The organism is Streptomyces piniterrae (assembly GCF_005048155.1).
Lineage (GTDB): Bacteria > Actinomycetota > Actinomycetes > Streptomycetales > Streptomycetaceae > Streptomyces > Streptomyces piniterrae.
On sequence record NZ_SUMB01000017.1, the window covers coordinates 39,273 to 58,760 of the forward strand.

At 69.2% G+C, this 19,488-nt stretch carries 18 protein-coding genes, 1 tRNA gene and 1 pseudogene; 9 read left to right on the forward strand and 11 right to left on the reverse strand.

Going from position 1 to position 19,488, the window contains the following annotated elements:
* Nucleotides 1-18 precede the first annotated feature (18 nt).
* From FCH28_RS34995 to FCH28_RS35015, 4 genes and pseudogenes are all read right to left on the reverse strand, one after another.
* Entirely contained in the window at nucleotides 19-1,545 is a 1,527-nt protein-coding gene (locus FCH28_RS34995) for a sensor histidine kinase (protein WP_136744405.1), read from the reverse strand.
* Nucleotides 1,542-2,252 (reverse strand): response regulator transcription factor, encoded by a 711-nt coding sequence (locus tag FCH28_RS35000; RefSeq protein WP_136744407.1) that lies wholly within the window; start codon nucleotides 2,250-2,252, stop codon nucleotides 1,542-1,544. Before FCH28_RS35000 ends, FCH28_RS34995 begins: the two co-directional genes overlap by 4 nt.
* Nucleotides 2,253-2,388: 136 nt before the next feature.
* A pseudogene (locus tag FCH28_RS35005) lies at nucleotides 2,389-2,682 on the reverse strand (DALR anticodon-binding domain-containing protein); the annotation flags it as partial.
* Nucleotides 2,683-2,913: 231 nt separating this feature from the next.
* On the reverse strand, nucleotides 2,914-4,116 hold the full coding sequence (locus FCH28_RS35015; RefSeq protein ID WP_136744409.1) for a polysaccharide deacetylase family protein: 1,203 nt from the start codon (nucleotides 4,114-4,116) through the stop codon (nucleotides 2,914-2,916).
* A 584-nt stretch (nucleotides 4,117-4,700) separates the two neighbouring features.
* On the opposite strand from FCH28_RS35015, the gene FCH28_RS35020 reads away from it, so the two are divergent.
* On the forward strand, nucleotides 4,701-5,543 hold the full coding sequence (locus tag FCH28_RS35020) for an NmrA/HSCARG family protein (protein WP_169314333.1): 843 nt from the start codon (nucleotides 4,701-4,703) through the stop codon (nucleotides 5,541-5,543).
* 45 nt (nucleotides 5,544-5,588) lie between these two features.
* On the opposite strand, the gene FCH28_RS35025 is transcribed toward FCH28_RS35020, so the two are convergent.
* From FCH28_RS35025 to FCH28_RS35035, 3 genes are all read right to left on the reverse strand, one after another.
* Complete coding sequence (locus tag FCH28_RS35025; protein WP_136744413.1) at nucleotides 5,589-5,840, reverse strand: PLD nuclease N-terminal domain-containing protein; 252 nt, start codon at nucleotides 5,838-5,840, stop codon at nucleotides 5,589-5,591.
* Nucleotides 5,841-6,056: 216 nt separating this feature from the next.
* On the reverse strand, nucleotides 6,057-6,620 hold the full coding sequence (locus FCH28_RS35030) for an HAAS signaling domain-containing protein (RefSeq protein WP_136744415.1): 564 nt from the start codon (nucleotides 6,618-6,620) through the stop codon (nucleotides 6,057-6,059).
* A 12-nt stretch (nucleotides 6,621-6,632) separates the two neighbouring features.
* A complete protein-coding gene (locus FCH28_RS35035; protein WP_136744417.1) occupies nucleotides 6,633-6,986 on the reverse strand; it encodes a PadR family transcriptional regulator in 354 nt (117 codons plus the stop codon).
* Nucleotides 6,987-7,240: 254 nt separating this feature from the next.
* On the opposite strand from FCH28_RS35035, the gene FCH28_RS35040 reads away from it, so the two are divergent.
* Both FCH28_RS35040 and FCH28_RS35045 read left to right on the forward strand, forming a co-directional pair.
* Nucleotides 7,241-7,474 carry a hypothetical protein gene (locus FCH28_RS35040; RefSeq protein ID WP_136744419.1) on the forward strand — a complete coding sequence of 78 codons (234 nt, stop codon included), beginning with the start codon at nucleotides 7,241-7,243 and terminating at the stop codon, nucleotides 7,472-7,474.
* A gap of 333 nt (nucleotides 7,475-7,807) precedes the next feature.
* Nucleotides 7,808-8,362: a DinB family protein gene (locus FCH28_RS35045; protein ID WP_136744421.1), complete on the forward strand. Its 555-nt coding sequence runs from the start codon at nucleotides 7,808-7,810 to the stop codon at nucleotides 8,360-8,362.
* A gap of 170 nt (nucleotides 8,363-8,532) precedes the next feature.
* On the opposite strand, the gene FCH28_RS35050 is transcribed toward FCH28_RS35045, so the two are convergent.
* Nucleotides 8,533-8,606 (reverse strand) — tRNA-Gly (locus tag FCH28_RS35050).
* Nucleotides 8,607-8,876: 270 nt separating this feature from the next.
* Here FCH28_RS35050 and FCH28_RS39805 point away from each other — a divergent pair.
* From FCH28_RS39805 to FCH28_RS35065, 4 genes are all read left to right on the forward strand, one after another.
* Nucleotides 8,877-8,999, forward strand: a complete 123-nt coding sequence (locus FCH28_RS39805) for a hypothetical protein (RefSeq protein ID WP_281289784.1) — start codon at nucleotides 8,877-8,879, stop codon at nucleotides 8,997-8,999.
* Nucleotides 9,000-9,168: 169 nt separating this feature from the next.
* Nucleotides 9,169-9,744 carry a dCTP deaminase gene (gene dcd, locus FCH28_RS35055; RefSeq protein WP_136744423.1) on the forward strand — a complete coding sequence of 192 codons (576 nt, stop codon included), beginning with the start codon at nucleotides 9,169-9,171 and terminating at the stop codon, nucleotides 9,742-9,744.
* Nucleotides 9,745-9,818: 74 nt separating this feature from the next.
* Nucleotides 9,819-10,316 carry a phosphoribosyltransferase gene (locus tag FCH28_RS35060; RefSeq protein ID WP_136744425.1) on the forward strand — a complete coding sequence of 166 codons (498 nt, stop codon included), beginning with the start codon at nucleotides 9,819-9,821 and terminating at the stop codon, nucleotides 10,314-10,316.
* A gap of 270 nt (nucleotides 10,317-10,586) precedes the next feature.
* Complete coding sequence (locus tag FCH28_RS35065; RefSeq protein WP_136744427.1) at nucleotides 10,587-12,149, forward strand: ricin-type beta-trefoil lectin domain protein; 1,563 nt, start codon at nucleotides 10,587-10,589, stop codon at nucleotides 12,147-12,149.
* A gap of 169 nt (nucleotides 12,150-12,318) precedes the next feature.
* Here the strand turns inward: FCH28_RS35065 and FCH28_RS35070 are convergent, their stop codons facing one another.
* The 3 genes from FCH28_RS35070 to FCH28_RS35080 all read right to left on the reverse strand — a co-directional run bounded on the left by FCH28_RS35070 (nucleotide 12,319) and on the right by FCH28_RS35080 (nucleotide 16,647).
* Nucleotides 12,319-13,293, reverse strand: coding sequence for a Yip1 family protein (locus FCH28_RS35070; RefSeq protein ID WP_136744547.1), 975 nt, complete (start codon nucleotides 13,291-13,293; stop codon nucleotides 12,319-12,321).
* A gap of 419 nt (nucleotides 13,294-13,712) precedes the next feature.
* A complete protein-coding gene (locus FCH28_RS35075) occupies nucleotides 13,713-14,207 on the reverse strand; it encodes a GNAT family N-acetyltransferase (RefSeq protein WP_136744429.1) in 495 nt (164 codons plus the stop codon).
* A gap of 163 nt (nucleotides 14,208-14,370) precedes the next feature.
* Nucleotides 14,371-16,647, reverse strand: a complete 2,277-nt coding sequence (locus FCH28_RS35080; RefSeq protein ID WP_136744430.1) for a (Fe-S)-binding protein — start codon at nucleotides 16,645-16,647, stop codon at nucleotides 14,371-14,373.
* 309 nt (nucleotides 16,648-16,956) lie between these two features.
* Between FCH28_RS35080 and dnaK the strand changes: the two genes are divergently transcribed.
* Together dnaK and grpE are read left to right on the forward strand one after the other, a co-directional pair.
* Nucleotides 16,957-18,807, forward strand: coding sequence for a molecular chaperone DnaK (gene dnaK / locus FCH28_RS35085; RefSeq protein ID WP_136744432.1), 1,851 nt, complete (start codon nucleotides 16,957-16,959; stop codon nucleotides 18,805-18,807).
* Nucleotides 18,804-19,484: a nucleotide exchange factor GrpE gene (gene grpE, locus FCH28_RS35090; RefSeq protein ID WP_136744434.1), complete on the forward strand. Its 681-nt coding sequence runs from the start codon at nucleotides 18,804-18,806 to the stop codon at nucleotides 19,482-19,484. The genes dnaK and grpE overlap by 4 nt, the downstream gene beginning before the upstream one ends.
* Nucleotides 19,485-19,488 lie beyond the last annotated feature (4 nt).

A 19,488-nucleotide genomic window follows, 5' to 3' on the forward strand; every position in this document is an offset into this window, starting at 1 on the left:
GCGGCCGCCCGGCCGAGCTCAGCCCGCGGCCGGGTTCCGGGGCCGCCCGTGCGCCGGAAGTTCGCTCAACCAGTCGCGGCGCAGCGGCAGTTCGAGCGTACGGGTGTCGTTCGCCGCGTCCCCGGTCCGGGGCAGCCGCACCTCGATACGGGTGCCGGGTCCGTCCGGACGGTCCGTGATCCGCACCGTGCCGCGGTGCAGGGCGATCTGCTGCGCCACCAGCGTCAGCCCCAGTCCCGAACCCGGGCTGTCCGGGCGCCGACGGAACCGCTGGAAGACCTGTGCGCGCTCCTCCGGCGCGATGCCCGGACCGTCGTCGTCCACGGTGAGCACGGCGACCGGGTCCGCCGGCCGGCCGCTCGGCCGCAGGGCCACGGCGACCCGGGCCGGTGCGCCCGGCCGGCCGCCGTGGACGACCGCGTTGCGGAGCAGGTTGTCGACCGCCATCCGCAGGCCCGGTTCCCAGGCGTGCAGCCGCAGCCCTGGAGCGAGCTGGGTGGTGACCTGGGCTGAGGGGTGGTGCCGTGCCAGGTCGGCCACCGCCACCGCGACGAGTTCCGAGAGGTCCACGACGCCGAACGCGTCGGCTTCCACCAGGTCCCCCTGGGCCAGCGCCCGGAGCGCGACCAGCAGGCCCATCAGCCGCTGATGCCCGGAGTGCAGATCGTCCAGGATCTCGGCGCGCTCGGCCGGGTCGAGGTCGGGGTGGTCGGTGAGGACGTCCAGATTGGTCTGCATGCCCATCAGGGGCGTGCGCAGTTCGTGGGAGGCGGTGGCGGCGAAGGCGCGGGCGGTGGCCAGCGCTTCCCGGGTCCGTGCCGCCTGCTCGTCGTAGCGGGACAGGACCGTCTGCAAGGTGCCGGCCAGGTCGTCGACCTCCGTGATCCGCGACGGGGCGTGGTCCAGGCGGGCCGTACTGGTGCCGGGGTCCAGGCCGCCGGCCCGACGCTGGAGCCGCCGCAGCGGCAGCGTGGCGCGTTCGGCGATGGCCAGGGAGACCAGCCCGGCCAGCGGTGCGGTGATCAACGCCACCAGCAGGAAGCGCTTCTGTACGGTGTCGATCTCGGCGTTCCCGGCCGATCCGGAGGAGAACACCCACAGCGTGCCGTGCCGTGCTGCCTTCGCGCCCGCGCCGCCGACCTGCACCGACAGCGCCCGCCAGGAGTGCCCCCCGCTCCGTACCGTCACCGGTTCGAGAGCCGCGGGCGGCAGCCACACCGTGTCGGCCGGCCGCGGACCGGCCTCGGCCACCACCCGGCCCGGCGTCCGCCCGCCGGTGGCCGTGGTGAGCCGCACCCCGACGTCGAGCCCGGCGGCGAGCAGCCGCCGCTCCTGGTTCGCCGTCTGCCGGGGCCGGCCGCCGTCCTCGCTGCGCAGCAGCCCCCTGGCCAGCGGCAGCAGCACCGCGGCCCGCTCCCGCAGACGGGCGTCCTGTTCGGCGTGCACATCGTGGGTGACCAGACGCAGCAGCAGCGCCCCCGAGCCCAGGACCAGCAGGGGGACCGCGACCCCCATCGCGACGGCGATCCGCGTCGACAGCCTCATCGGACGGCCTCCGGCCCGGCCGCGCGCAGCACGAAGCCCACTCCCCGGACGGTGTGCACGAGACGCGGCCGGCCGCCGGCCTCCAGCTTGCGCCGCAGGTAGCTGACGAACGTGTCGACGGCGTCGGTGCGCACGTCGAAGTCGTAGCCCCACACCCGGTCGAGGAGCTGGTCGCGGGTGAGCACGACCCCCGCGTTGCGGGCGAGCACCTCCAGCAGCTCGAACTCCCGCCGGGTGAGCCGCACCTCGGCGCCTTCGTACGTCACCTCCCGCGCGGCCGCGTCCAGCACCAGGTCACCGATCCGCACCAGGTCCGTCGCGCCGGGCGGGCGCCGGCGCAGCAGGGCCTGCAACCGGAGCACCAGTTCCTTGAGCGCGAACGGCTTGACGAGGTAGTCGTCCGCCCCGGCCTGGAGGCCCGCGACCCGGTCCGCCAGCTCGTCCAGCGCGGACAGCATCAGCACCGGCACCTCGTCGCCGTGGGCACGCAGGGTGCGGCAGATGTCGATGCCGCTGGTCCCGGGCAGGGAGACATCGAGCACGATCACGTCGGGGGGTGTGGCCGCCAGTTCGGTCAGGGCGGCCGCACCGTCCTCGGCGAGTGCGACGGCGAAGCCGTTGAGGCGCAGGCCGCGTCCGAGGGAACGCAGGATCACCGCGTCGTCGTCGACGACGAGGACGCGGTCGAGGCGCTTCGCCGCGCACATGCAGGACTCCGCTCTGGTCGCATCGGGCTCAACCGCTCGCCCGGCGGTTGTCGCCGCGCGGGGCCGGCCGCGCCACGACGCTAGAGGGCAATCCTGTGGGATTCCTGTGACCGGCCCGAGCGTCTCCCGAAGCCGCTCAGAGCCGTTCGGGGGTGCGGATGCCCAGGAGGGCCATGCCCTGGTGGAGGGTCCTGGCCGTGATGTCGCAGAGGAAGAGGCGGTTCTCCACCTGGGCCGGGGTGTCCGCCTTCAGGACCGGGCACTTGTCGAAGAACGAGGTGTAGAGCGAGGCCGGCTGGTAGAGGTATGCGGCCAACTTGTGCGGGGCGTACTCCTCGGCCGCCTCTGTGACCGTCGCCGCGAAGCCGTCGATGTGCAGCCCCAGCGCCCGCTCCGAAGCGGACAGTTGGAGTTCCGGGTGTGCCTTCGGAGATATGCCGTCGGCCTGCGTCGAGCCGGCGCCGGAACGCCCCGGGATCGGCTGGTCTCCCTCGACGGCGTGGTCTCCGTCGGCCTCAACTGGTCCAGCGGACTGGCCCTGTTCACCGTCCCGCGGTAGCCCGTTCCCGGCACACACGCCTGCGCGGCGCTCCCCACGCGGGGAGCGCCGACGGGGACCGTCTGAACGTCTAGAACGTCTAGAGCGTCCCCTCCCCTGCCATCAGCCCCGCCCGATGAACTTCTCCCCCACCCCGAGCCGGCGCAGGTCGGAGAGGACCTGTGGGTCCTGTGCGTCGAGCCAGTCGCAGAGCTGCCGGAAGGACACCAGCCGCACGTCCTTGTTCTTCCCTCCGGCGATGTGCTTGATCGCCTCCTCGACGGCGTCCATGTAGATACCGCCGTTCCACTGCTCGAAGTGGTTGCCGACGAAGAACGGCGCCCGGTTGGTCTCGTAGGCCCGCTGGAACCCGGCTATGTACGCGTCGGTGGCCTGCTTGCGCCAGCCCGGGTAGTTGGCCGGCGGGGCCTTGGTCGAGTTCTGCGACTGGTTGGCCATGATGTTGTAGTCCATCGACAGGACCGGGAAGCTGTGGCCGGGGAACGGCATTCCCTGCAGCGGGAGGTCCCAAATTCCCTGCTTCTTGGTGGGCCACACCTGAAGGCCACCGGGCGAGCTGGCGTCGTACCGCCAGCCCCGCTTGCGCGCCGTGGGCAGCAGGTTCTCCTGCCCCAGCAGGCACGGCGTACGGCCGCCCACCAGTTCCTTGCTGTAGTCGAAAGGCAGCGGTTCGAGATCGGTGAACCCGGTGTTGGTCCGCCACTTCGTGACAAACCCCATGGCCTGCTCGATCTCGTCATCCCACTGGGCAGGAGTCCAGTGCTTCACCGAGCCCGAGCCCTCGCCGCAGAAATGGCCGTTGAAGTGGGTGCCTATCTCGTGGCCCTCCAGCCACGCCGCGCGCACGTTCTTGATCGTCATCTTGACGTGCTCATCGGTGAGGAAAGGGATGTCGGAGGCACCGACGGAATTGTTCGGCGGCCGGTACATCCGCCTCTTCGACTCGGGCAGCATGTACAGCCCGGAAAGGAAGAAGGTCATCGAGGCGTCATGGTCCTCGGCCAGCTTGCGGAACCGCGGGAAAAGGCCGTTGCCGACCTCACCCGCACCATCCCAGGAAAAGACCACGAACTGCGGCGGCTTCTGACCCGGCTCCAGCTTCTCCGGCTTGGGCGGCTGGTTCGGCTGCTTGCCGGTGTACGCGGTGGAGCCATCGCCTATCGGCTTGGCCTGCGCTTTCCTGCCGGGCTTGGTTCCGACCTTGTCGGAGCCCGACGACCCGGAGGACGAGCAGCCTGCGACGGACAGCGCGGCCGCCGCTCCTATCCCGAGTCCGAAGATCCCCCGGCGGCTGTATTCACGCATAACGGTCCCATCGCATTCGTTCGAAGTTCTGGTGAGTGGGACGCCCAAAGAAGTGGGACGCCCAAAGAGAGGGGGAGACGGACGCTGAGGTTCCGCCTCGACTCAAAAAGGAGAAATCCTCAACGGAGGGTCGCGAGCGACTTACTCGCCGAAGTCACGCCCGCCGGCCAGCCGTTTCCCTCGCCGGCCGCCGCCCCGGGCCCGAACGCCATCAACCCCGTGGCCAGCGCCCCACAAACCGCGAGCGGCACCCCCACCCTCAGCAGCGCCCCCGACCTCATCCTCTGCACCATGTGCTCCCCCTGTTCGACGAACGGGGCCGAAAGCTGAAGACCACAGCGACCCTCAACCAACGCCCTTGGACGCGTATGACTCTCACGGGGACCGCTAGCGCACGAATAACGCCTCACTAACAACCGTTAGCGGCGCTCACTTCGGGACACGGCAACGAAACCGAACCGGGAACACCGGCGGGCTGCGAGCCGCAGGCCGAGGGCGCGCCTTTACCTCAACCGCAGTCGAGGTTCTACGGTCGGCGCGTGCGCAACGTGCGTACTCAGCCCAAAAGAAGGATGTTCCCGAACATGTCAAATATTTTGGTCACCGGCGCCACCGGAACGCAGGGCGGGGCCGTCGCCCGACAGCTGCTGTCGCGGGGACACGGGGTCAGGGCCATGACCCGGCACACCGGTTCCGAGGCCGCCGTCGCATTACAGAAGCTCGGCGCCGAGGTGGTGCAGGGCGACTTCGGCTCTTCGGACAGCCTGCGGTCCGCCCTCCGCGGGGTGGACGCGGCCTTCGTCATGGGCACGCCGTATGCCGGCGCCGGCGTCGACGGCGAGATCCGCCATGCCAAGGCCCTCATCGACGCGGTCCGCGATACGGGTGGCGCCCACGTCGTCTACAGCTCGGCAGCCGGCGCCGACCGGGGCACCGGCATCCCGCACAACGAGAGCAAGTTCGAGGTCGAGCAGTACCTGAAGGCGAGCGGCCTGGACTGGACGGTCATCGGCCCGACCGCGTTCGTGGAGGCTTTCATCGCGCCCTGGGGCCTGCCGCTGCTTCGCGAGGGCGTGGCCTCCTTCTTCACCCGGCCCGAGACGCCCATGCAGTGGATCTCCGTCGAGGACATCGGCAGGTTCGCCGCCCATGTGCTGGGGCGCACTGCCGAATTCACCGGACAGCGCATCGACATCGCGTCCTTCGAAGCGACCGGAAGCCAGATCGCCGCCGCGTTCGAGGGCGTGCGCTACGAGCAGATGCCGGTGGACCGCTCCGCTGGCGAGGAGCTGTGGCTGATGACCGAGCTCTTCGAGAAGCGTGCCGTGGTCCTGGACATCCCGGCGCTGCATGCCAAGTACCCCTCTGTCGGCTGGTACGACCTGCCGACGTGGGTGCGGGAGAGGGCCGTACCCGCGCTGCGCTGACTCTGCCCGGCCCGGCACGGCACGGGCGATGGGGCGCCCTTGGAATCAGGCAACGCCCGGCCGACGCTGGGCGTTGCGGCCGACGAGGTACCAGAGCAGGCACCCGAAGAAGGGGGCCATCAAGACGAACACGACCCAGACCAGCTTCATCCCGCCGGTGAGGTCGGACCTGACGATGCCGAGCAGGGCGCCGAAGTACAACGCGAGAACGCCGAGGGCCGCAGCGGCTCCTACGCAGCCGATCACTATGCCGCCTGTAGGAGCGAGGGCCATCTGGTGGGTGAGCTGTGCGTGCATCGTCTTCTCCTCTTGCGGGTGGGGCTTCTCGGAGTTCGTCGGGCGGGCTGGATGTAGGTGGTGAGCGGCGGCTACCACCCGTGCGGGAGCCGTCGGGAGCCGTCGGAGTCATCGGAGCCATCGACGACAGCCACCGGCATCGGCTATCTGTGGATCAGCCGACCGGCGCCGTGAACAGCGCCGCGGCCGTACCGATCGGCACCACGCGGATCCTCGTCACGCCTGGCGCCTCGCCGCCCGCAGCAGATAGACGCCGGCGGCGGTCGGGAGCGCCGGGACGGCCAGGAGGACCGGGAGGAATGCTCCGAGACCGAAGTTCAGCGTGCCCGCGGGGACCACCCACTGCGACACCAGGAACAGCAGCGGCACGAGGGCGGCCACCGTCCCGATCACCTTGTCGCGGTTGCGCCACTGCGGCGCGGACCACAGCCACCAGATCGCGCCGATCAGGGCCGGGACGCCCAGCGGGGGTGCGAAGACCGTCAGAGGGCCGGACGCCGCCAGCAGCACCAGCGGGCCGAGGGTGCGACCTCGGCTCGCGGGCGCAGCGGGGAGCTCCTCGCCGAGTGCGGTGGCCGCGATCGTGCGCGGATCGCCGAGGCGTGCGAGCACGGCGCGGATCTCGTCGTCCCCGGAGGCGGACTCCTCCGCGAGGGCCACCGCGATGTGTTCCTCCAGGTCGGCCAGCAGCTCGTTGCGGCGTTCCGGGCTGAGTCCGGCCGTCTCACGCGCCACGGCGGCCAGGTACTTCTTCACCAGCGGGTGGTCGGTGATCGTCATGGTGGTCTCCTGTCAGTCGGTGATGAAGTGGTCGACCGCGTCACGGAAGTGCGGCCAGATCGCGGTGAACTCCTTCAGCGCCGCATGCCCCGACGGTGTCAGCTCGTAGTAGCGCCGGGGCGGCCCACTGGGGGACTCCTGCCAGCGGGTCTCCACCAGTCCGTCACGGCGCAGCCGCGACAGCAAGGGGTAGATCGTCCCCTGGCTCGTGACCATGCCGTTCACCGCACCGAGGGTTTCCAGCAGCTCCACGCCGTAGCGAGGGCCGTCCCGCAAGATCGCGAGCACGCAGTACTCCAGCACCCCCTTGCGGAGCTGGCTCTCCGCCTTGCCCGCGGCAGGCTTACCTGCAATGTCAGGTTCCATGCATTGCACAGTACCTGGTTATCTCAAGAAGGTGAAAGGTGATGTCGGTGGGACCCGGCACGCGCCGCCCAGCCCGGCTGCGCCCGGTCTCCCGGTCTCCCGATCTGCCGGTCTCCCGGTCCCCGGCCGCTCCGGCTCCCGGCCCCTCCGGCTCCCGGCCCGGTCCGATCCCTTGACCCCTGACTATGCTGACCACCGCGCGGTGTGTGCGAGACGGTTGCGCCACTCCGGTTGTTCTTGGGAGAGGTGAGGGCGTGGCCAAGCCTGTACGTGCGGCTGTCGGGAACGTGTGGGTCAAATGCACTTTCTGCCAGGGCGATCTGTTTCGGGACCGCGAGGTGAAGCTCAACAGTTCCGGCATGGAGTTCATGAACTTCGGCTGGGCGAACGAGTCGGCGACCGGGCTGATCTGCTGGAGCTGCGGCTATGTGCACCTGTTCGTGAACAGGGATCTCGAGCTGTACAAAGTGAAGAAGGACAAGGGGTGACGTAGGTCGGTCCCCCTCGGAGGTGCCCGGCGAGCGCAGCTCCTGTAGGTGGACGTTCCGGGGTACGTCGACTACCCCGCCAATGACGCGCCGCGCGCGTCCCCATGCGCGGACAGGCGCGAGCGCGCCGGCATCAAATGCGAAGTCGCCGACGCAAGTGCCCAGTCCCACCGCGTTCTTGCAGCAGGGGCGCTGACGCTGCTCCTCATCCGCGCGCCCGCCTTCCCGGCGTCGCAGTCCCGGGCTTAGGGGCTGGCTCTAGGACAGCTACTGACCTACATGGTCTCTAACTTGGTCCTGTCCGGCGGAACAGGACCAAGAAAGGCGGAGATCATGACCTCCATCGAGTCGACCACCACCACGGCCCACGCGTCAGCAGCCACCGGCGAGCGCGCGGACTTGTTGGCGATGCTGGCCAAGCACCGGCACATGCTGCGCTTCACCACCCGCGACCTCACCGACGAGCAGGCGGGGCTGCGGACCACCGCCAGTGAGCTGTGCTTGGGCGGCCTGATCAAGCACGTCACCGCTGTTGAGCAGCATTGGGTCGGTTTCATCCTGGACGGCCCGACCGCGATGCCCGACTTCACCGCCATCACCGAGGCCGACCGGGCGCGCTGGGCCGACGGGTTCCGCATGCTGCCAGGGGAGACGTTGGCGGGCGTGCTGGACGACTACGCCGAGGTGGCCCGCCGAACCGACGATCTGGTCGCCGGCCTGTCCGATCTGGGTGCCACCCAGCCGCTGCCGAAGGCGCCGTGGTTCGAGCCCGACAAGCAGTGGTCGGCCCGCCGGGTGCTGATGCACATCATCTCCGAGACCGCCCAGCACGCCGGCCACGCCGACATCATCCGCGAGTGCCTGGACGGCGCCAAGAGCATGGGTTGACCTGACCGGCGGCGCGGTCCGGCCGGCCACCCGAGACCGGCGCCTCCCGCCAGCGCGCTTTCCGCATGATGCACCAAGTCCCGTGCAATTCAACGAGGTTGGGGAGCCGGTCGAGCCCTGAGGCCTTGAACAACAAACAAGGCCCAGGTCTTCGACCTGGGCCTTCGCTATGGAGCGGGTGACGGGAATCGAACCCGCGCTCTGAGCTTGGGAAGCTCATGTTCTACCATTAAACTACACCCGCGTAATCCCGCCTCGATCCGAGGGCGGAACATCGTCGCACACTCTACCCCATCGCCCCGTCGCGGTGCATTTGGCATGTCCGGGGGCGGTCCGTGAGGTGTCGCTCCGGGCGGGATGCGGCTGCGGGGCGCGGGAGTTGAGGCGTACGGTGGGGCGTCGGAGTGCCGCGTGAGGCGGCGCCCAGTTCATCCCCTAATGTGGCAATTGTTGTCCACGCACTTGGGAGAGGGACTTGATGGAGCGCACCGTCGTACGTTGTGCCGAGGGGCACGTGTTCAGCACCGCTTCGTTCCCGATGCAGACCACCGGCCGGCTCGGCCCCGGGCGGCTGCTGCGCTGCCCGCGCTGTGCCCGGCTCCGGCATGCGGTGCCGGTCGAGAACACGAAGCGCTAGCGGCGACGAGCGGAAGCAAGCGACAGTGAGCGGAAGCCGGCGGACGTCACAGGCACAGCGGACGTAAGCGGCAGAAGGCAGGCGGAAGCTTCGGGTGAGGGCCCGGTCCCAGGTGGGGCCGGGCCCTCGTCGTGCGGACGGGGTGGTGCGGGCGCGTATCCTCGTCTGCGTGCTTCTCTCAGACAAGGACATCCGGGCCGAGATCGACGCCGGTCGGGTGGGCATCGACCCCTATGACGAGTCGATGGTGCAGCCGTCGAGCATTGACGTGCGGCTCGATCGCTATTTCCGGGTGTTCGAGAATCACCGCTACCCGCACATCGATCCGGCCGTCGAGCAGCCCGATCTGACCCGTGAGGTCGTGCCGGAGGGCGACGAGGCGTTCATCCTGCACCCCGGCGAGTTCGTGCTCGCCTCGACCTACGAGGTCATCAGCCTGCCGGACGATCTCGCGTCCCGGCTGGAGGGCAAGTCCAGCCTCGGGCGGCTCGGGCTGCTGACACATTCGACCGCCGGGTTCATCGACCCGGGGTTCAGCGGGCATGTGACGCTGGAGCTGAGCAATGTCGCGACGCTGCCGATCAAGCTGTGGCCGGGCATGAAGATCGGGCAGCTGTGCATGTTCCGGCTGACCTCGCCGGCCGAGCACCCCTACGGCTCCTCGCACTACGGCTCCCGTTACCAGGACCAGCGCGGCCCGACGCCGTCCCGGTCCTTCAAGAACTTTCACCGTACGCAGGTGTGACGCGGATATGACACAGGTGTGGGGAAGCGCCGCTCGCGGCGTGCGGATGTGGATAGCGAAGGTCTGAGAGATACGTGAGTGACGTGCGGGAGAACCTGACGTACGAGCGCTTCGGCGGAGCGATCCGCGAGCTGGCGCAGACGATCGCGGACGACGGGTTCGAGCCCGATGTCGTGCTGTCGATCGCCCGGGGCGGTGTCTTCGTGGCGGGCGGTCTGGCGTACGCCCTGGACTGCAAGAACATCCACCTGGTCAATGTGGAGTTCTACACCGGGGTCGGCACCACCCTGGAGATGCCAGTCATGCTGGCGCCGGTGCCCAACGTGATCGACTTCTCCGACAAGAAGGTGCTGATCGCGGACGACGTCGCGGACACCGGCAAGACCCTGAAGCTGGTCCACGACTTCTGCCAGGGAACCGTGGCGGACGTACGCAGCGCGGTGATCTACGAGAAGTCGCACTCGCTGGTGAAGTGCGAGTACGTGTGGAAGCGCACGGATGAATGGATCAACTTCCCGTGGAGCGTCGAACCGCCCGTCGTGCGGCGGGAGAACCAGGTTCTGGACGCCTGACGGGGCGGTGTCGAGGGCTGGGTGCTGACAGCGGACGGAGTAACTTCCGTCCGCTGCTTGCGTGTTGGCGTGGGGCCGGGCGGGTGCGGGCGTGCGGTTGCCGGTCCCTTGCGCGCTTTTCGGCCAATACCGCTCCGGGTGTTCCAACGGTGCTTACTTCCGAGTAAATACCGGCGGTAACAGCAGACCGGAGGGGAGGCCCCAATGGTGCGTGCGAAATGCGGACAACGGCGGTCGGGTGGCGGACGGGCGTTACCCGGGCGTGGGGCGATGCGCGGCGGACGGGCGGCGCGCGGGCGTCGGCTGAGGGCGGGCGTTGTGGCGTTCGGCCTGGCGGTGACCGTGGCGGTGGGGACGGCGAGCGCCGCCTCCGGAGCGCCCGCCTCCGGAGCCACCGCGGCGCCCGGCCGGGGCGCCGCCTCCGCCAAGCCGCTGCCGCCCGAGCTCGAGGAGATCCGGGCGCGGCAGGCGACCGGGCTCTACGGTGACCCCGCCGAGCGGCCGGCCGGTGAGCGCAAGACCTCGTTGATCTCGCTGGGCGACAGCGAGATCTCGGGGGAGGGCGTCGGGACGTACGAGCCGGGGACCGACGGGCCCGACAACTGGTGCCACCGGTCGCCGGACGCGGCGATCCACCGGACCGGGATCGCCGCGGATGTGACGTACAACGCCGCCTGCTCGGGCGCGTACAGCGGGAACATTGTGATCGGCGGCAGCAAGCAGTACCCGGACGAGCTGGTGCAGAGCGACAGTCTCGCCATCGCGGCCCGGAACACCAAGCTGAAGATGGTGCTGCTGGTGGCGGGCGCCAATGACGATCTGCAGTTCGGGCCGGTGATGACGGACTGCGTGACGCGCTGGTTCCTGCTCCAGGGCACCTGTGAGCCGAAGTACCAGCCCGGGTGGCAGGCCCGGGTCGACGGACTGGTGCCGAAGGTGGAGCGGACCATCGGCGATCTGCGGACGGTGATGCGGGACGCCGGGTACGCGGACGGCGACTACCGGCTCGTGGTGATGTCGTATCCGAGCCCGATCGGCCCGGACGTGGAGGACAACCCGAACTTCCCCGGGAAGCTGCCGGGCGGCTGCACGGGCTACACCTCCGACGCGGGCTGGGGGCGCAACACCGCCGTGCCGGCCTTCGAGCGGGGCGTACGGAAGGCCGCCCAGGACACCGGCGCCACCTATCTCGACGCCTCCCGGCTCTTCCACGGGCACGAGGTCTGCATGGAGGAGACCTGGGCCCGCGGCCTGTACGTCAATCTCTCCAACCCCTTCCCGCCGGACTCCAATTCCGTCCGCCAGTCCTTCCACCCCAACGCCGCGGGCCATCGCGCCTTCGCGTCGTGTCTCACCCAGCTCTACGCGACACCGGGGCTGCGCGAGGCGTCCTGCACCGATCCGGCGAGCACCGGGCGGCCGAAGCTGTACGCCGGGGCCTGGGACGACGCGTACCGGCCGCTGAAGAACGCCGGTACCGGGAGCTGCGTGGACGCGGCCGGCGGTGCCAGCCGCAACGGCACGGCGGTCGGCGGCTGGGACTGTGCCGGGCAGCGCAACCAGGGCTGGTGGTACGACCCGGAGCAGCGGATGTTTCACGTGGAACTGACCCACGACCGGTGTCTGGACGTGCCGGGCGCGCGCTACGAGCCGGGGACCGGGCTGGTGCTCTGGAACTGCTCGGGCGCGGCCAACCAGCAGTTCGTACGGGCGGACGGCGGTACGGTCCGGCCGGCCGCGGCCCAGTCGCTCTGCCTGACGCTGAGCGCGGCTAAGGACCCGCTGCGGTTGCAGCCGTGCGACGGGTCGGCGGGGCAGCGCTTCGCCTCGTGAGACCTCGTAAGGCCTCGTAAGGCCTCGTAAGGCCTCGTAAGAGTTGGCGCTTCGTCTCGTCGAGGGTGGCGAAGGGCTCATTGAAGGGTTGCGAAAGGGCCCGCTCCGGTGTGTCGGAGCGGGCCCTTTCGGCGTACGGCGAGGCGTGCGGCAGCGGCGCCGCGTACGGCTACAGCGTGCCGAGCTTCACCAGGGCGAGCAGCGCGACCAGCTGGATCGCGGCGGCGCCCAGCGCCTTGGGCCACGGCAGGTCGTGCGACTTGCTGACCATGGAGGTGAAGAGGTAGCCGGCCGCGAGCCAGGTCAGCCAGCCGATGACCTGCACCAGGGTGCTGTCACCGCCGAGGAACATCGCGAAGATCAGCCGGGGCGCGTCCGAGATCGACATGATCAGCATGGAGAGGCCGATGGTCGGCGCCCAGGAGCCGTCGCCGCCGAGCTGGCGGGCCATGGTGTGGGTGACCGCGCCCAGGATCAGGCTGCCGACGATGAACATCACGCCGGTGATCAGCACCCACGGGATGCTGTTGGCGAGCGTGGCGTTCAGCACGTCCTCGCGGGCCTTGTCGAAGCCGAAGACGGCGAGCAGGCCGTAGACGAAGGTGACGGTCAGTGCCGAGCCCCATACCGTGTGGTCGCGCATCTGCCAGAACGTGGGCGAGGGCCGCAGCACGATGCCGGACAGCAGCTGCTTCCAGTGCAGCCGGGGGCCGGCCGGCGGCGCGGTGGCCTGGCCCGCGCGGTAGGTGCCGCCGTCGTCGTACTGGCCGTCGGGGCCGTGGCCGTTGTCGTACTGGTCCGGGTAGGGGCCGTACGCGTCCGGGGCCTCGCCGACGCTGAACTGCTGCGTGTGGCCAGGGTTGTTGTCGTTGGCGTACGGCGCGTAGGACTGCTGCCCGGCCTGGTAGTCGCCGTCGCCGAAGTACTCCGGCTCGCCGTACTGCCCCTGCGGCTGCGGGCGCCCGTGGGGCCGGCCCTGTGGCTGTCCCTGCGGTCGGCCGCCGTACTGCTGCGGTTGCGGAGACTGCTGCCACTGCCCATGCGGCGGCGGGGGCTGCTGCCCGTACGGCCCTTGCTGCCCGTACGGCGCCTGCCCCTGCTGCTGCCCGTCCTGCGCGGTGCGGGGATCCCGTCCGCGACCCATCCTGAATCCAGCCACGCCTTCGAAAGTACCTGGTCTGTGCGGCATCGGTGGCGGATGCGGGGCAGCGGGGCGGGGTTTGCTGCTGACCTGTGACATCCCTTAGGGGATATCCCCTAGGGGATGGGAGGGCCCCCTGCGGGTCCACAACGTGGGGGCGCCGGACGGTATTCCCCGGGGAGGTCCGCCGGCGAGTCCGATGTGCAATGGAGGGACGGTGCCCTACGGGGGATCGGGAGGCTCTCCACGGAGGCTCGGGAGGCTCTCCACGGCGGTCCGGCAGGCTCTCCACGGAGGCCCGGTCGGCCTTCCGAGGGTGGGTCAGCCGGCGTTCCTGCGACGGGTCAGCCGGCGTCCGACGAACGGGAGCAACGAACGTGGAGCCGTCGTCCGACGGACGCGAAATCAGGACCCGACCGGCCCTATGCCGGCACCCAACCGAGCGTCAGCTCCGGCAGGTTCTCCATGTTGGTGCTGCCGTCGCCCGTGGCGATGACCGTGAAGCCGTGGTGCTCGTAGAACGCCCTGGCGGCGTCGTTGAGTTGGAAGACGTGCAACGTCAGACCGCCGGGGCGGTACCGCCGCGCCTCGGCGAGCAGGAGGCTGCCGATGCCCTGGCGGCGGACGTCCGGGCGGAGGTAGAGCTGGTCCAGCAGCTCGCCCCGGACGGCGGCGTAGCCGAGGACCTCCGGGCCGCGCACCGCGACCACGGTATGACACTCCATCAGCACGATCTCGCGGACCCACCGGGCGACTTCCTCATGGGTACGCCGCTGCGGCGGCAGATACGGCATGGTGGCGCGCCGCGACGCCTGGTGGATGGCCGCGATCGCCTCCGCGTCGGCGGTCTCGGCGGGTCGGACACGGATCGCGGGCCCGGTGGTCGGGGAGCCGGCGGCGCGGAAGTCATCTGGCATGCCGTCATGTTCGGTACGAGGCAGATGCCGGGCAACCAAATTTCCCACGCCCGACAACATTTCCCACGCCCGACAACCGCACCCCAGCGCCACACCCCCCGCCGCAACGCCGACGGCCGGCCCCGCGTGTTGCGGGACCGGCCGTACGGGAGAGCGTCCGCCGTTACTTCACCGGCTCCGGCTCCGGCGCGTCCGCCGACGCCGTTCCACCGTCGGTCCCGCCGGAGTCGACCGGCGTCTTGACGGAGTCCAGCAGCAGCTGGGCCACGTCGACGACCTGCACCGACTCCTTCGCCTTGCCGTCGTTCTTCTTGCCGTTGACCGAGTCGGTCAGCATGACCAGGCAGAACGGGCAGGCGGTGGACACGATGTCCGGGTTGAGCGACAGCGCCTCGTCGACCCGCTCGTTGTTGATGCGCTTGCCGATGCGCTCTTCCATCCACATCCGCGCACCACCGGCGCCACAGCAGAAACCGCGCTCCTTGTGGCGGTGCATCTCCTCGTTGCGCAGGCCCGGCACCTTGGCGATGATCTCGCGCGGCGGCGTGTAGACCTTGTTGTGGCGGCCCAGGTAGCAGGGGTCGTGGTAGGTGATCAGACCCTCGACCGGCGTGACGGGGATCAGCTTGCCCTCGTCGACGAGGTGCTGCAGCAGCTGGGTGTGGTGGATGACCTCGTACTCGCCGCCGAGCTGCGGGTACTCGTTTGCGATGGTGTTGAAGCAGTGCGGGCAGGTCGCGACGATCTTCTTCGACGACTTCGGCTTCTTCGTCGACTCGTCCTCGTCGTCCTCGCCGAACGCGGCGTTCAGCGAGGCGACGTTCTCCGCGCCGAGCTGCTGGAAGAGGAACTCGTTGCCCAGGCGGCGCGGCGAGTCACCGGTGCACTTCTCGTCGCCGCCCATGATCGCGAACTTGACGCCCGCGATGTGCAGCAGCTCGGCGAAGGCCTTGGTGGTCTTCTTCGCCCGGTCCTCCAGGGCGCCCGCGCAGCCGACCCAGTAGAGGTAGTCGACCTCGGTGAGGTCCTCGACGTCCTTGCCGACGACCGGGATCTCGAAGTCGACCTCCTTGGTCCACGCCAGGCGCTGCTTCTTGGCCAGGCCCCAGGGGTTGCCCTTCTTCTCCAGGTTCTTGAGCATCGTGCCCGCCTCGGACGGGAACGACGACTCGATCATGACCTGGTAGCGGCGCATGTCGACGATGTGGTCGATGTGCTCGATGTCTACCGGGCACTGCTCGACGCAGGCACCGCAGGTGGTGCAGGACCACAGCACGTCCGGGTCGATGACACCGTTCTCTTCGAGGGTGCCGATCAGCGGGCGCTCGGCCTCGGCCAGTGCCGACGCGGGAACGTCCTTCAGCGCCTCGGCGGAGGCGGTCTCGTTGCCCTCGGCGTCCTTGCCACCGCCGGCCAGCAGGTACGGGGCCTTGGCGTGCGCATGGTCCCGCAGCGACATGATCAGCAGCTTCGGGGAGAGCGGCTTGCCGGTGTTCCACGCGGGGCACTGCGACTGGCAGCGGCCGCACTCGGTGCAGGTGGAGAAGTCCAGCAGGCCCTTCCACGAGAAGTGCTCGATCTGGGAGACGCCGAACTGGTCGTCCTCGCCCGGGTCCTCGAAGTCGATCGGCTTGCCGCCGGAGGTCATCGGCTGCAGCGCGCCGAGCGCCACATCGCCGTCCGCCTCACGCTTGAACCAGATGTTGGGGAAGGCCAGGAAGCGGTGCCAGGCCACGCCCATGTCGGTCTTGAGGGAGACCGTGATCATCCAGATGAACGACGTCGCGATCTTGATCATCGCGAAGAGGTAGGTGAGGTTCTGGAGGGTGCCGATGCTCAGGCCCTTGAAGGCGGCGACCAGCGGGTACGAGGCGAAGTAGGCGGCCTCGTAGTGGTCGACGCCGTGCTGGGCGCCCTCCAGGGCGTGCAGCGTCACGATGCAGATGCCGACGATGAGGATGACGGTCTCGACGAAGTACGCCTGGCCGATGTTGGAGCCCGCGAAGCGGGACTTGCGGCCCGCCTTGCCCGGCCGGCTCAGCTGCCGGATGACGATCAGGGCGAGGATGCCCACGGTCGTCATCGTGCCGATGCCCTCGACCCACAGCTCCCACGGCAGCCAGGTGCCGATGACCGGGATCAGCCAGTCGGCCTTGAAGAGCTGGCCGATGGCGTTGACGATCGTCAGCAGCAGGGAGAAGAAGCCCACCGCGACGAACCAGTGCGCCACGCCGACGACGCCCCAGCGGTTCATCCGGGTGTGGCCGAGGAATTCCTTGACCACGGTGACGGTGCGCTGCGCGGGATCGTCGGTCCTGGTGCCGGCGGGTACCGACTGGCCGAGCCGCATGAGGCGGTAGATCTGCAGGATGGCACGGCCGAACAGCGCGACGCCGACCGCGATTAGGACCAGCGACACAATGATCGCGGCGAGTTGCATTGGGGGCTCCTCGAACCTGCGAGAGCGGAAATCTAGGCGGAGCCGCTCATCGATCGAGCGGAACTACTAAGCGGTAACTTTTTGGGTCTGCGCTGAGGTTACCCAGTATCCCCGGCCCCATGAAGCCGCGCGGCCGGTGATCTGCGTCGCGCAGGCAACCCTCTCCGGAGCCGCGACGTCTACGGAAATGACCCGGTGAGGATAAGGCCGACATAAAAGTTGAGCGGCCCCGACTCAGCTCTGTTGACAGGTTTTCGGCGATGCTGCACTCTTGAGCCTGTTCCACTCAAGTCAGCTGGAGGAATTGAAATGGCACGTGCGGTCGGCATCGACCTGGGCACGACGAACTCCGTCGTCAGTGTTCTCGAAGGCGGTGAGCCCACCGTCATCACCAACGCCGAGGGCGCCAGGACCACGCCGTCCGTCGTCGCCTTCGCCAAGAACGGCGAGGTGCTGGTCGGCGAGGTAGCCAAGCGCCAGGCGGTCACCAACGTCGACAGGACCATCCGGTCGGTCAAGCGCCACATGGGCACCGACTGGAAGATCGACATCGACGGCAAGGGCTTCAACCCGCAGCAGATGAGCGCCTTCATCCTGCAGAAGCTCAAGCGTGACGCCGAGGCGTACCTGGGCGAGAAGGTCGTGGACGCGGTCATCACCGTCCCTGCCTACTTCAACGACTCCGAGCGCCAGGCCACCAAGGAGGCCGGTGAGATCGCGGGTCTGAACGTCCTGCGCATCGTCAACGAGCCCACCGCCGCCGCGCTGGCCTACGGCCTGGAGAAGGACGACCAGACCATTCTGGTCTTCGACCTCGGTGGCGGCACCTTCGACGTCTCGCTGCTGGAGATCGGCGACGGCGTCGTCGAGGTGAAGGCCACCAACGGCGACAACCACCTCGGTGGTGACGACTGGGACCAGCGCGTCGTCGACTACCTGGTCAAGCAGTTCCAGAACGGCCACGGCGTCGACCTCGCCAAGGACAAGATGGCGCTCCAGCGTCTGCGCGAGGCCGCCGAGAAGGCGAAGATCGAGCTGTCCTCGTCCACCGAGACGACGATCAACCTGCCGTACATCACGGCCTCCGCCGAGGGCCCGCTGCACCTGGACGAGAAGCTCACCCGGGCGCAGTTCCAGCAGCTCACCGCGGACCTCCTCGACCGCTGCAAGACCCCGTTCCACAACGTCATCAAGGACGCCGGCATCCAGCTGTCCGAGATCGACCACGTGGTCCTGGTCGGCGGCTCGACCCGTATGCCGGCCGTCGCCGAGCTCGTCAAGGAGCTGACCGGCGGCAAGGACGCCAACAAGGGCGTCAACCCGGACGAGGTCGTCGCCATCGGCGCGTCGCTGCAGGCCGGTGTCCTCAAGGGTGAGGTCAAGGACGTCCTGCTCCTCGACGTCACCCCGCTGTCCCTCGGTATCGAGACCAAGGGCGGCATCATGACGAAGCTCATCGAGCGGAACACGACGATCCCGACCAAGCGGTCCGAGATCTTCACCACCGCCGAGGACAACCAGCCCTCCGTGCAGATCCAGGTCTACCAGGGCGAGCGCGAGATCGCGGCGTACAACAAGAAGCTCGGGATGTTCGAGCTGACCGGTCTGCCGCCGGCCCCGCGCGGTGTCCCGCAGATCGAGGTCGCCTTCGACATCGACGCCAACGGCATCATGCACGTCGCGGCCAAGGACCTCGGCACCGGCAAGGAGCAGAAGATGACCGTCACCGGCGGCTCCTCGCTGCCGAAGGACGAGGTCGACCGCATGCGCCAGGAGGCCGAGCAGTACGCGGACGAGGACCACCGCCGCCGCGAGGCCGCCGAGGCCCGCAACCAGGGCGAGCAGCTCGTCTACCAGACCGAGAAGTTCCTCAAGGACAACGAGGACAAGGTTCCCGGCGAGGTGAAGACCGAGGTGGAGACCGCCGTCAACGAGCTGAAGGAGAAGCTCAAGGGCGACGACACCGCCGAGATCCGCACCGCCACGGAGAAGGTCGCGGCCGTCTCCCAGAAGCTGGGCCAGGCCATGTACGCCGACGCCCAGGCCGCGGGCGGCGCCGAGGGCGCTGCCGGTGCCGGTGAGCAGGCCAAGGCCGAGGACGACGTCGTGGACGCCGAGATCGTCGACGACGAGAAGCCCAAGAAGGATGGTGCCGCGTGACGGAGGAGACCCCGGGCTTCGACGAGAAGCCCGACGTCCCCGCCGACACCGAGTCCGCAGGAAGCCCTGACGACACGGCGCAGGGTGCCGAGTCCGCCGAAACGGCGGGCTCGGCCCCGGCCGGGGACGACAAGCAAGGAAGCCAGCAGGACGTGGCTCTCACGGCGCAGCTGGACCAGGTGCGTACGGCGCTCAACGAGCGCACGGCGGACCTCCAGCGGCTCCAGGCCGAGTACCAGAACTACCGCCGTCGGGTGGAGCGGGACCGGGTCACGGTCAAGGAGATCGCCGCGGCGAACCTCCTGTCCGAGCTCCTGCCCGTGCTCGACGACGTGGGCCGGGCCCGTGAGCACGGCGAACTGGTCGGCGGCTTCAAGTCGGTGGCCGAATCGCTGGAGACCGTGGTCGCCAAGCTCGGTCTGCAGCAGTTCGGCAAGGAGGGCGAGCCCTTCGACCCGACGATCCACGAAGCGCTGATGCATTCGTACGCACCGGACGTCACGGAAACCACGTGCGTTGCGATCCTCCAGCCCGGGTATCGCATCGGTGAACGGACCATCCGCCCCGCGCGGGTCGCCGTCGCCGAGCCGCAGCCGGGCGCGCAGAGCGCCAAGTCCGGATCCGAGGACGACGCCAAGGCTGCGGACGAGGAGAGCGGTGGCCCGGACGAGGGCTGACGTG